Origin of the sequence: Microbispora sp. NBC_01389 (assembly GCF_045040095.1) — a bacterium.
GTDB lineage: Bacteria > Actinomycetota > Actinomycetes > Streptosporangiales > Streptosporangiaceae > Microbispora.
In genome coordinates this window covers 4758933-4771481 of the sequence record NZ_CP109552.1, presented here as the reverse complement: position 1 = coordinate 4771481, position 12549 = coordinate 4758933, and the positions used below count along the sequence as shown (strand labels likewise).

Sequence of the window (12549 nt, the reverse complement as noted above, 5' to 3'; positions counted from 1 at the left end):
TCGCCCGGGTGCCGGCTCCCCCGCCGGCCCGGGCGCCGGTCGAGCTGCCGGCCTGGCCCGGCGTCCGGCCGCTCACCGCGCCGCCGCTCACCGCGCCGCCAGGCGGTGCACGGCTCGGGCGAAGGCCTCCCCACGCGCTGCGTAGCCGGCGTACATGTCCAGTGACGCCCCGGCGGGGGCGAGCAGCACGGTGTCACCCGGAGAGGCGAGCCGGGCGGCTTCGGTGACGACACGGTCCATGACCCCAGTGTCTTGCCCCGGCACGTCCACGACGGGGACATTCGCGGCGTGTCGCGCCAATGCCCGGCGGATCAGCTCGCGGTCGGCCCCCAGCAGCACCGCGCCGCGCAGCCGGGGCGCGGCCTGCCGTACGAGGTCGCTCACGTCGGCGCCCTTGAGCTGGCCGCCCGCGATCCACACGATCGAGGGATAGGCGGCCAGCGACGCGGCGGCCGCGTGCGGGTTGGTCGCCTTGGAGTCGTCCACGTAGTCGACCTCTCCCACCGTCGCGACGTGCGCGATGCGGTGCGGGTCGGGCGTGAACTCGCGCAGTCCCCGCCGTACGGCCTCGGGCGGCACACCGTGGGCGCGGGCCAAAGCCGCGGCGGCGAGCGCGTTGGCGACGTTGTGCGGCGCGAAGGGACGCACGTCCTCCAGCGAGGCCAGCTCCTCCGCCGAACGCGCCGGGTCGGCCACGAAGGCCCGGTCGACCAGCAGGTCCTCCACGATCCCGAGCTGCCCGGGCCGCGGCACGGCGAGCGTGAAGCCCACCCGGGAGGCGTACGGCTCGGCCAGGCGCGACGACCACGCGTCGTCGGCGTTGAACACGACCGTCCCGGCGCCGGTGAAGACCCGCGCCTTGGCCGCGGCGTACTCCTCCATCGAGCCGTGCCAGTCGATGTGGTCGGGCGCCACGTTGAGCACGGCCCCCGCGAGCGGCGCGAGGCTCGACGACCAGTGGAGCTGGAAACTCGACAGCTCGACGGCCAGCACGTCGTAGGGGCCGTCCACGGCCTCCACGATCGGCACGCCGACGTTGCCCACGGCGAGGGCCCGGCGCCCGGCGGCCGTCAGGATGGAGGCGAGCATGCGGACGGCGGTGGTCTTGCCGTTGGTGCCGGTCAGCGCCAGCCAGGGGGCGGCGTGCTCCCCGCGCAGCCGCCAGGCCAGCTCGACCTCCCCGATCACCTCGGCGCCCGCCTTCTCCGCCGCGACGAGGAGCGGATGACCGGGCCGCCAGCCGGGCGAGGTGACCACGAGCGAGGCGTCCCCGGGCAGGGCGGGCTCGCCGAACCGCACCTCGACCCCGAGGGCGTCGAGATCGGCGGCGGCGGCGCGCTGCCGCTCGCCGTCCACCGCCTCCAGCACGATCACCCGCTCGCCGCGGCGGGCCAGGGCCCGGGCCGCGGCCGCGCCCGACACGCCGAGACCGGCGACGACCACACTCACTGCTTCGGCATCCATTCGAGGTAGAACAGGCCGAGACCGGCGGCCACGCACAGCGCGGCGATCAGCCAGAAGCGGACCACGATCGTGGTCTCGGCCCAGCCGGACAGCTCGAAGTGGTGCTGGAGCGGAGCCATCCGGAAGACCCGTTTGCGGGTCATCTTGAAGAACCCGACCTGGATGATCACCGACATCGTGATGAGCGCGAACAGGCCGCCCAGGATGACCAGCAGGAGCTGCGTCCGGGTGGTGAAGGCGAGGCCGGCGATCACTCCGCCGAGGGCCAGCGAGCCGGTGTCGCCCATGAAGATCTTGGCGGGTGGGGCGTTCCACCACAGGAAGCCCAGGCAGGCCCCCAGCACCGCCGCCGCGACCACCGCCAGGTCGAGCGGGTCCCGCACCCAGTAGCAGTTGGGGCCGAAGCCGACCGTCGTGCAGCTGTTGCGCAGCTGCCAGTTGCCGATCAGCACGTACGCCGCGAGCACCAGGCAGGTGGCGCCGGAGGCCAGGCCGTCGAGCCCGTCGGTCAGGTTCACCGCGTTGGAGAAGCCCACGATGAAGAACAGGACCCAGACGACGAAGCCGATCAGCCCGATGGACGGCCCGATGTCCCGCAGGAACGACACGTGGGTGTCGGCCGGGGTGACGGCGTAGGCGTTGGGGAAGCGCAGCACCAGCACCGCGAAGATCGCGCCGATCACGAGCTGCCCGGCGGCCTTGGCGCCGCTGCGCAGGCCCAGGCTGCGCTGCTTGTAGATCTTGATGAAGTCGTCGAGGAAGCCGACCGCGCCCAGGCCGGTCATCAGGAACAGCACCAGCAGGCCGGAGGCCGTCGGAGGATCGCTGACCGCCGAGAAGACGGTCACCCCGTGGGCCGTGAAATAACCGATCAGCGCGGCGATGACGATCACCGTGCCGCCCATCGTGGGAGTGCCCTTCTTGTCGTAGTGACCCGACGGGCCCTCCTCCCGGATGTTCTGGCCGTAGCCCCGCCGGGCGAACAGCCGGATGGCCAGCGGCGTGCCGACCATGGAAAGCAGCAGCGAGATCGCCCCCGCGATGAGGATGTTCCTCACCGGGTGTCACCTCCGAGGATCGCCTCGGCGACCCGTTCCAGCCCGGCCGCGCGCGGCCCCTTCACCAGCACCGCGTCCCCGGGCGCGAGCCGGTCCGACAACTCCCGCGCCGCCGCGGCGGCGTCGGGCACGTGGATCGCGCCGGGGGCGCCCCTGAGCACCGGCCCGGCGTCCTCCCCCACGACGATCACCGCTTCCAGCCCCGCGCCGGCGGCCAGCCGCCCGAGGGCCTCGTTCAGCGCCGGGGCGTCCTCGCCCAGCTCGCGCAGCGCGGCGATCACGGCGAACCGCCGCCGCCCCGCGCCGATGACCCCGAGACTGCCGAAGGCGGCCCGCATGGAGTCGGGGTTGGCGTTGTACGCGTCGTTGATCACGGTCACGCCGTCGGGCCGGTCGGTGACCTCCATCCGCCAGCGGCTGCGCGGCTCGGCCGTCGAGAGCTCCTCGGCGATGGCCGCGACCGGCAGGCCCAGCTCGTAGGCGGCGGCCGCGGCGGCCAGGGCGTTCTCGACGGCGTGCGCGCCGTGCAGGCGCAGCCGCACCGGGGCGGCGCCGGACGGCGTGCGGAGCGTGAACGAGGCGCGGCCGGCCGCGTCGATCGTCTCGTCCTCCGCGCGCACGTGCGCGCGGGCCGAGCGGCCGAACCAGGTCACCCGGGCCTTCGTACGGCCGGCCATCTCACCGACCAGCGGATCGTCGGCGTTGAGCACCGCGGTCCCGTCGGCGGGCAGCGCCTCGACGAGCTCGCCCTTGGCCCGGGCGATCGCCTCCTTGCCGCCGAACACGCCGAGGTGGGCGGTGCCGACGTTCAGCACCACGCCGATGCGCGGCGGGGCGATCTCCGCCAGGTAGGCGATGTGGCCGATGTTGCGCGCGCTCAGTTCGAGCACGAGGAACCGGGTGCCCTCGTCGGCCTTGAGCACGGTCAGCGGGTGGCCGATCTCGTTGTTGTACGAGCCGACCGGCGCGACCGTCGGGCCCATCCGGGCGGCGAGACCGGCCAGCAGGTCCTTGGTGGTGGTCTTGCCCGCGGATCCGGTCACGCCCACCACGGTCGCGCCGGGAAGCTCCGTCACCACGGCGTGCGCCAGGGCGGCCAGGGCGGTCTGGGGGTCCCCCACGATCACGGCCGGCGCGTCGACCGGCCGGGTGGCGAGGACCGCGACGGCGCCCGCCTCGTGGGCCTGCCGGGCGAAGTCGTGCCCGTCGGCCCGCTCCCCCTTGATCGCCACGAAGAGCGAGCCGGGCACGACCGCCCGCGAGTCGATCACGACCGGTCCTCGGACCACGGCCGCGGGGTCGGCCAGACCGTTCAGGGCTCCGGACGTGATCTCGGCGACCCGGGCCAGCGGCAACGGGATCATGTGTCTGTCCTGCTCTCTTTCGCGTCGCTTGTCGGGCCCCCATGAACCGGCGCGCCATGCACCGGAGCATCGTGGACCGGAGCACCATGCACCCGAGCACCATGCACCGGAGCACCGTGAACCGGGACGCCTGGGACGCCCCGTAACACCGCCTCACGCACCGGCGGTCTCCCCTGCGGCCCGCCGTGCCCGGTTCCGCTCCGCGAGGGCCGCTGCGGCCACCTCACGGTCGTCGAAGGGGATGACCTCGCCCCCGACATACTGCCCCAGCTCGTGTCCCTTGCCCGCCACAACTACCACATCTCCGGGCGAAGCACCGCCGACGGCCAGGCGGATGGCGGCCGCCCGATCCGGCTCCACGACGACGTGCGCCCTCTCCTGCTGGCGTACCCGCAGAGCGCCCTCCAGCATCGCGGCGAGGATCGCGAGCGGGTCCTCCGTACGAGGATTGTCGCTGGTCAGGATCGCCACGTCGGCGAGGCGGGCGGCGGCCTCGCCCATCAGGGGGCGCTTGCCGCGGTCGCGGTCGCCGCCGCAGCCGAGCACGACGACCAGGCGTCCGCCGGGTCCCCCGTCCGGCCTGTCACCCGGTCTCTTGTCCGGTCTCTTGTCCGGCCCCTTGTCCGGGCCGTCGTCCAGCACCGCCCGCAGCGATCGGAGCACCGACTCCACCGCGCCCGGCTTGTGCGCGTAGTCGACGATCACCTGCACGTCCCCGGGCACGTCGCCGTCGCCCGGCACGCGCTCCATCCGGCCGGGGACGCCGGTGAACTCGCCGACACCGGTCACCGCGGCCTGCAGCGGGACGCCCGTCTCCACCAGCGCGACCAGCGCGCCGAGCGTGTTGGCCACGTTGAACGGCCCGGGCAGCGCCACCGCCACGTCGGCCTCCACGCCTCCGGGACCGACGAGGCGGAATCTGCTGCCGGCGGAGCCGAGGCGCACGTCCTCGGCGCGCCAGTCGGCCTCCGGCGCTCCCGAGGCGGAGAACGTGATGATCGGGATCTTGGCCGTGCCGGCCAGCTCGCGGCCGTGGGCGTCGTCGGCGTTCACCACCCCGAGGCGGCTGAGCTCGGGGGTGAACAGGCGCGCCTTGGCCGCGAAGTAGTCGTCCAGGTCCCGGTGGAAGTCCAGGTGGTCCTGCGACAGGTTCGTGAAGATCGACACATCGTAGAAGAGGCCGTCCACCCGGCCGAGGGCCAGCGCGTGGCTGGAGACCTCCATGGCCGCGGCGCTCACGCCCTGCTCGCGCATCAGCGCGAACAGGCCCTGCAGGTCGGTCGCCTCGGGGGTGGTCAGGTCGGGGGTGAACCGCACGTCCCCGGCGCGGATCTCCACGCCGCCGACGAGGCCGGTGCGGTGGCCCGCCGCCCGCAGTCCCGCCTCCAGCAGGAAGGTGGAGGTCGACTTGCCGCTGGTGCCGGTCACGCCGATGAGGGTGATGCCGGCCGCGGGCTTGCCGTACACCCAGGTGGCGACCTGCCCGAGCACCGCCCGCGGGTCGGGCACGACGAGCACCGGCAGGCCCGTGGCCACGGCCGCGTCACGGCCCTCCGGGTCGGTGAGGATCGCCGCCGCGCCCGCCGCGAGGGCGGCGCCGGCGAACTCCGCGCCGTGCCGGGAGGCCCCGGCCACCGCCACGTACAGATCGCCGCGCCGCACCCGGCGCGAGTCGAGGGTGACGCCGGTGACGGCGCCGCGGACCACCCGCGCTCCGGGGGAGGGTACGGCCGACGACGACGGGCCGAGCAGGGACGCGAGCGCGGACAGCGGGCGGGCCTGGACCGCCTCTGGACGCATGGACGACGCGGAACGCACGGCGAGAGCGTACCCCCCTCCGCCGTCCGGCTCCGCCACTCCGCCCTCCGCCACCGGGGCTCGCGTGCTCTCCACCCCGGCCGGTACGGTCCCGGTCACCCCGCGGGGCGAAGGACCATCGCGGGCGCCTTCGTGCCGGTCGGGGGGATCTTCCTGTTCTTCAACGCGAAAGTCATGACGTCCTTGAACACCGGGGCGGCGACGGCGCCGCCGTAGTGGTCCTTCTTGGGATCCTGGATGACGGCCAGGGCCATCAGCCGGGGCTGGTCCGCGGGGGCGAAGCCCACGAACGTCGCGGTGTATCCGCAGTATCCCGCGCACTTCTCGTCGTACCGCATGGCGGTGCCGGTCTTGCCCGCGACACGGTAGCCCTCGATCGAGGCCTCCTGTCCCGTGCCCTCGTGGCCGACCGCGGCCTCCAGCATGAGCGCGATGCGCCGGGCGGACGTCTCGCTGATCACCCGTGTGCTCCTGGCGGCCGGAGCGGGGACAAACGCGCCGTGCGCGTCGGTGGTGCCCGCCACGATCGAGGGGGTCACCCGCACTCCTCCGTTGGCGATCGTCTGGTAGACGCTGGCCATCTGCAGCGCGGTGACCGAGATGCCCTGGCCGTAGGCGATCGTACAGCGCTGGCTGCCCGACCACGTCTCCCACCTCGGCAGCAGGCCGTCCTGCTCGCCGGGGACGCCCGACCCGCTGCGCGCGCCGAACCCGAAGGAGCGGAACATGTCGTACAACCGCTGACTGGAGATCTTCTCCGCCGCCATGATGGTGCCCACGTTACTCGACTCCGCGAGGACGCCGGTGAACGTCATCGACTCGGGCCCGTGCGGATGGGCGTCCTTCAGCCGCTGGTCGGCGCACTGGATGTGGTCGGGCACCCGGAAGACGGTGTCCGGCGTGACCGCCCCCGCCTCCATCGCCGCGGCGGCCGTGATGACCTTGTTGGTGCTGCCCGGCTCGAAGATCTCCGACACCGCGCGGTTGGCGCGATCGTCGGCCGGAGCGGACTGCCAGTCGTTGAGGTCGGCCTGGGGCGCGTTGGCCATGGCGAGGATCCGGCCGGTGGGGATGTCCATCACGATCACGCTGCCGCTGCGCGCCCCGGTGTCGCGCACCCGCCGGGCCAGCGTCTGCTCGGCGGCCCACTGCAGGTCCCGGACGATGGTCAGCCGGACGTCCCGCCCGGGCACCGGCGCCTCGAGCTGGCTGCGCGTCATCGGGATGCGCTGGCGGTTCGCGCCGAGCTCGATGCTCTGCTTGCCGTCCCGGCCCGCGAGGACGTCGTCGTACGCGCTCTCCAGGCCCTCCAGGCCCCGGCCGTCCACGCCGGTGAAGCCGATCAGGCCGCCCGCGAGCGACTTGCCGGGGTAGAGTCGGCGGTAGGTCTCCTTGGTGCCCACGCCCCTGAGCTTGAACCCCATGATTCGCTTGGCCCGCAGCGGCGCGACGTCGCGGGCCAGCGGGATGTAGCGCTGGGTGACCTTGGCCAGCGCGGCGTCGATGTCCTGTTTGGGCTTGTTCAGCTCGCGCGCCAGCGTGGTGGCGACCAGGTCGCGCTTGGCCGGGTCGACGTCCTTGGGGTCGACGTAGACCTCCCTGGCCTCGACCGTCACCGCGAGCTCGTTGCCCTCCGCGTCGGTGATCGCGCCGCGCCGCGCCGGCAGGATCTCCGGCTGCACCCGCTGCTGTACGGCCTTCGCCTGGAGCACCTTCGAGTCGAGCCCCTGCAACTGCACGAGCCGTCCGGCGAACAACGACAGCACGATCGCCATCACCAGCATCGCCGCCCGCAGCCGCCGTACGGGGTTGCCCAGCCGCAGCACGGCCGGCGGGCGCGGAGGTGGAGGCGGGCCCGGCGCACGAGGCGGACGCGGCGGTGTGCGCCCCGACGCGCCCCCCGGTGCACGGGACGACGCGCGGGGCGGCGTGCCCGTCGGTGTGCGCGGCGGCGTGCCGCCCGCCCGGGCCCGGCCCTGCCCCGCGCCGCCGTTCTCGGCCCGCGACGCGCCGCCGCTCTCGGCCCGCGACGCGCGGTCGCCCGGCACCCGCTGATCGGCCGCTCGCTCGCCTCCCGCGCGGTTACCCCCCGCACGAATGGCCCCCGCGCGACTGCCAGGCGCGCGGGCGCCGTCCGTACGGTCACGGGCCGCGCGGTCGCCGCCGCGGCCGGTCGCCGCGCGGGCGGGACGGCCGGGGGTCGCGGCGTCGCGGTCCGCGGGGCCGCGCGTGCGGCCGGCGTCGCGAGCCCGCCCTGCGGCTCCTTCACGGCCCCGATCCGGGCCGCCGCTCTCGGCCCGCGACGCGCGTCCGCCGTCGGCGCCCGGGCGTGCCGGGCGGCCGGACGCGTCGCCGGACCCGGGATCGGACGGACGGCCGGGGCGGCCGGGGCGGCCGGGGCGGCCGGGATTCGGCGGCCCGTCCTCACGGGAGGACCGTCCCGGTGACCCCGGGTCACGCCTGCCGCCGCCCGGGCCCTGGCCGCCGCCACGCCCGGTGGGACCGCCACGCCCGGTGGGACCGCCGCGGCCGGGACCCGGGTTCCGGCCGCTGTCTCTCACCGGTCCGTGCCCTCCTCCGTGCCCGCGCCCGTGCTCGTCTCGCCGGTCTGCTGCCCGGCCGTGCCCTCGCCCGTCCTGATGAACCGAGGGGCGGAGTGGTCCGGCTGCACCTCACCCGTCCCGCGGCCCGCCTCGTCCACCGCGCCGGGCTGGGTCCACGTGCGCAGCAGGTTCCTCTGGTCATCCTCCTGCTGGTGCAGATCGTCGATGCTCGACCGCAGATCGCTCAGCTTGAAGGAGTCCTGCGCGAGGACCGTGTTGAGCAGCAGGAGGGTCACCAGACCCCCGCACATGAGACCCACGACGAGCAGCACGAACGGCGCACGCGGTGGCCGCCGGAACGCTCGCCGCGCCATTCTGGCACGCGGGGACGTCACGGGGGAGGCAGCGGCGCCCGCGCCACGCCGGGCACGTCCCGGCGCGGGCGCGGTCTCGGCCGTGTCCCGGCCCCCCCGCTCCCGGCTCTCCCGGAACGGCGCCGCACGCTCCGGCGCGCCCCTGCCCGGCGTCTCCCTGCCCGGCCTCGCACGGAGCGGCCTCTCGCTGGGCGGCATCTCGCTGGGCGGCATCTGGCTGGGCGGCATCTGGCTGGGCGGCGCGACACGGCCCGCCGCTGACGTCCGTACGGCGTTGCGCTTGGGGGCCGCGGCGGGCCCGGCGGCGGTCTTCGCCGGGGCCCTGCCCTTGCGGGGCGCCGCGGGCGCCTCCTGCCGGGCCCTCGCCTCGGCGGGAGCGGACCCACCCTGGCGGGCGGAATCCTGCCGAGCCCGCGCGCCGCCGCGGGCAGGCGGGACCGTTTCCGCCGCACGGCCGCGTCCGGCCGCACCACTGCGGGCGGGCCCGTCCTGGCGGGTCCTCGCGTCGGCGGGTGAGGCGGGGGCCGCCGCACGGCCCCGTCCGGCCGCGCCGCCGCGGGGAGCCGGGACGGCCTCACGCGGGAGCGCGTCGCCCGCGGCGGCGGGCCGGGTCCGGCGCGGCTGGTCGTCCTCACGCCGGCGGCGCGCGCCGCCGAGGGGCTTTTCGGGAGTCGCGACGGTCTCGCCCGCCGATCCGGCGGCCTGGCCCGGCACGCGACCGGGCACGCGGGACGGCGTGGCCACGCGTCCGGCCGCCCTCCTGCTCTCCTGCTCTGTCCTCATCCCTCGCGGATCCTCTCTGCCGCCCGCAAGCGGGCCGAGGCCGCCCGCGGGTTGCGGGCCACCTCTTCGTCGTCCGGGAGCTCCGCTCCCCTCGTCAGAAGGCGGAACCGAGGCTGGTGCGCCTCCAACGGGACCGGCAGCCCCGGAGGGCCCGTTTCCTTGGTTCGCGCCACGAGGACCCGCTTGGTGAGCCGGTCCTCCAGGGAGTGGTAGGCGAGCACGACAACGCGCCCGCCCAGTGCGAGCGCGCCGAGCGCGGCGGGGAGCGCGCGCTCCAGCGCGGTCAGCTCTCCGTTCACCTCGATGCGTAGCGCCTGGAACGTTCTCTTGGCCGGGTTGCCCCCGGTCCGCCTCGTCGCGGCGGGTATCGCCGCGCGGACGAGGTCGGCGAGCCGTTTGGTGCTGGTGATGGGGTCCTTGGCACGCTCCTTGACGATGAGGTTCGCCACGCGTGCCGCGAAGCGCTCCTCGCCGTAGTCGCGCAGGATGCGGATCAGGTCCGCGGCCGGGTAGGTGTTCACCACCCGCTCGGCGGTGAGCTCCTGGTCGCGGTCCATCCGCATGTCGAGGGGGGCGTCGTAGGAGTAGGCGAAACCGCGCTCCGCCTCGTCGAGCTGAGGGGAGGACACGCCGAGGTCGAACAGCGCGGCGTCGATGCGGGGCCGTCCGGCGTCACGGAGCACGTCGGCCAGTTCGTCGGAGACGGCGCGCACCAGGGTGATCCGGTCCGCGTACGGCGCGAGCCGCGCGGTGGAGCGCGCGATGGCGGTGGGGTCGCGGTCGATTCCGACGAGGTGGAGGGAGGGGTGGGCGGCGAGCAGCGCCTCGGCGTGCCCGCCGAGACCGAGGTTGGCGTCCACGGCCACCGGATCCGGTCCGGTGAGCGCCGGAGCGAGCAACTCCAGTACGCGATCGAGCATGACCGGAACGTGACCACCCGGCTGACCGGGCTCGTGCGACAACGCTTCCAACCCCCATTACGCCGCATTACTCGCGGATTCGCGGCTGTGCCGCCGGTGACTACCCAACGGATCCCCACCCATGCCGGTTCCCCCAGGGAACCGACCCGCCCGGCCAGGTCCCCATCCGCGTCGCCTTCCGTGGCGTCTGACACCGGGGAAGGTGCATCAGCTGCCCTTTGGGAGCGGGTGGAGACCTCGCCGAACGTCACCGACGGGTCTTCTGATCGAACGAGAAAGGGAATCGAGCTACAGGATCCCGGGCAGCACCTCCTCCGACAGATCGGAGAATGCCTGCTCCTGGGCATCCAGGTAGGTGTCCCACGCCTGGGCGTCCCAGATCTCCAGACGCGTGTTGGCGCCGATGACGACGCAGTCGCGTTCCAGCCCGGCATACCGCCTGAGCGTCTGGGGAATCGTGATGCGCCCCTGCTTGTCCGGCATCTCGTCGGACGCGCTGGCGAAGAAGACACGGCTGTAGTCGCGGACCGCCTTTGCCGTCACCGGTGCGGTGCGCAGGGCCTCGGTGATGCGCTGGAACTCCTCTACGGGGAAGACGTAGAGGCAGCGCTCCTGGCCTTTGGTGATCACCAGACCCTCCGCCAGCTCCTCGCGATACTTCGCCGGCAGGAACAGCCGTCCTTTGTCGTCTAGGCGCGGGTGGTGGGTGCCGAGAAACACCGGACCCACCTCCTGTGCCTTGCGGAGCGCTCAGCTCTGTAGCCTCTGCCCTCCACTGCGCACCACCATACTCCACTTCTCCCCACCGTCAACTGATTCCGGCCGTGTCCGCAATCAAAACCGGCGGCGTTTTCGCAGGTGAAACGGGGTGGGTCGGAGTGGGGCGCCGCGCCGCCCCCGCCCGCGCACGGGCGTGTCGGCCCACGGCGCGAGCCCCGGCCCGTACGGTGTTCCGGCCCGGCGGGAAGGCCGGCCGGGGAACCGGTGGGGAAAGCGGCCCGGAACGGGTGGGGGGAAGTGGAGCGGCCAGGATCGGCCCCCGGGATTCGGCTGGTCGCGGTACGTGACCTCGAAAGGTCCGGACTCTACCCGCAGTTCACTCCGTTTTCCGGACAAAGTCGCCCGCGAACCAGAGGGGACATAAGGTCAGTACACAGAATGGAAAAGGAACGTTTAACGCCCCATTCTCGGGGACGCACCCTCATGGAGGCCTGGTGGCTGTAACATCCGACGTCACCGACGCGACCGCCCCGCTTGAGGATCTGGTCGACACCGCGCACCGGATCCGCAACGCGATCGAATCAGTGATCGAGGGCAAGAGCGACGTCGTCCGCCTGACTCTCACCGTGCTCCTGGCGGAGGGCCACCTGCTGATCGAGGACGTCCCCGGCGTCGGCAAGACGATGCTCGCCAAGGCCCTGGCCCGCTCCATCGACTGCCCGGTCAAGCGCGTGCAGTTCACGCCCGACCTGCTGCCGAGCGACATCACGGGGGTCAGCGCCTACAACCAGCAGACGCGGGAGTTCGAGTTCAAGCCGGGCCCGGTGTTCGCGAACATAGTCGTCGGCGACGAGATCAACCGCGCCTCCCCCAAGACGCAGTCGGCGCTGCTGGAGTGCATGGAGGAGCACCAGGTGACGGTCGACGGCGTCACCTACGCGCTGGAGTCGCCGTTCATGGTCATCGCGACGCAGAACCCGATCGAGATGGAGGGCACCTATCCCCTCCCCGAGGCGCAGCGCGACCGGTTCACCGCCAAGATCGCCATGGGCTACCCCGAGCCCGCCGCCGAGCTGGAGATGCTCGACGTCCACGGCGCCTCCCAGCCGCTGGACAAGATGGAGCCGGTCGCGACCACGGCCGAGGTGGCCGCGTTGATCCGGGCCGTCCGCGCCGTCTACGTCTCCCAGCCGGTCAAGCGCTACGCCGTCGACATGGTCGCGGCCACCCGGAGCTCCTCCGACCTGCGGCTGGGCGCCTCCCCGCGGGCCACCCTCCATCTGGTGCGCGCCGCGCGGGCCCACGCGGCGCTGTCGGGGCGCGACTACGTGATCCCCGACGACCTGCAGGACCTGGCCGCTCCGGTGCTGGCGCACCGCCTGCTGCCCAGCCTCGAGGCGCAGGGACAACGCCGCCAGCCGGAGCAGTTCGTCGCCGAGCTGCTGCGGCGCGTCCCCGTCCCGGACGCGCACTGAGTCCCCGACGCGCACTGACGAGAGAGTGAC

9 protein-coding genes are annotated in these 12549 nt (G+C 73.9%); 1 reads left to right on the top strand and 8 read right to left on the bottom strand.

What is annotated here, in order from left to right; all coding sequences use genetic code 11:
• Nucleotides 1–87: 87 nt before the first annotated feature.
• The 8 genes from murD to mraZ form a co-directional block, all read right to left on the bottom strand.
• A complete protein-coding gene (gene murD / locus OG344_RS21600) occupies nucleotides 88–1464 on the bottom strand; it encodes a UDP-N-acetylmuramoyl-L-alanine--D-glutamate ligase (protein WP_405084622.1) in 1377 nt (458 codons plus the stop codon).
• Nucleotides 1446–2522, bottom strand: coding sequence for a phospho-N-acetylmuramoyl-pentapeptide-transferase (gene mraY, locus OG344_RS21595; protein ID WP_327045122.1), 1077 nt, complete (start codon nucleotides 2520–2522; stop codon nucleotides 1446–1448). Before mraY ends, murD begins: the two co-directional genes overlap by 19 nt.
• A complete protein-coding gene (gene murF, locus OG344_RS21590) occupies nucleotides 2519–3886 on the bottom strand; it encodes a UDP-N-acetylmuramoyl-tripeptide--D-alanyl-D-alanine ligase (protein ID WP_405084621.1) in 1368 nt (455 codons plus the stop codon). The genes mraY and murF overlap by 4 nt, the downstream gene beginning before the upstream one ends.
• A gap of 153 nt (nucleotides 3887–4039) precedes the next feature.
• Entirely contained in the window at nucleotides 4040–5686 is a 1647-nt protein-coding gene (locus tag OG344_RS21585; RefSeq protein ID WP_405089135.1) for a UDP-N-acetylmuramoyl-L-alanyl-D-glutamate--2,6-diaminopimelate ligase, read from the bottom strand.
• 113 nt (nucleotides 5687–5799) lie between these two features.
• Nucleotides 5800–7752 carry a peptidoglycan D,D-transpeptidase FtsI family protein gene (locus OG344_RS21580; protein WP_405084620.1) on the bottom strand — a complete coding sequence of 651 codons (1953 nt, stop codon included), beginning with the start codon at nucleotides 7750–7752 and terminating at the stop codon, nucleotides 5800–5802.
• Nucleotides 7753–8261: 509 nt separating this feature from the next.
• On the bottom strand, nucleotides 8262–9404 hold the full coding sequence (locus tag OG344_RS21575; protein WP_405084619.1) for a hypothetical protein: 1143 nt from the start codon (nucleotides 9402–9404) through the stop codon (nucleotides 8262–8264).
• Complete coding sequence (gene rsmH / locus OG344_RS21570) at nucleotides 9401–10324, bottom strand: 16S rRNA (cytosine(1402)-N(4))-methyltransferase RsmH (protein ID WP_405084618.1); 924 nt, start codon at nucleotides 10322–10324, stop codon at nucleotides 9401–9403. The genes OG344_RS21575 and rsmH overlap by 4 nt, the downstream gene beginning before the upstream one ends.
• Before the next feature lie 288 nt (nucleotides 10325–10612).
• The gene (mraZ, locus tag OG344_RS21565; RefSeq protein WP_117409747.1) at nucleotides 10613–11044 is read right to left on the bottom strand and encodes a division/cell wall cluster transcriptional repressor MraZ; all 432 of its coding nucleotides are present in this window, start codon (nucleotides 11042–11044) and stop codon (nucleotides 10613–10615) included.
• Nucleotides 11045–11538: 494 nt separating this feature from the next.
• Here mraZ and OG344_RS21560 point away from each other — a divergent pair, with 494 nt between their 5' ends.
• Nucleotides 11539–12519, top strand: a complete 981-nt coding sequence (locus OG344_RS21560) for a MoxR family ATPase (RefSeq protein WP_327045117.1) — start codon at nucleotides 11539–11541, stop codon at nucleotides 12517–12519.
• Nucleotides 12520–12549: the final 30 nt, after the last annotated feature.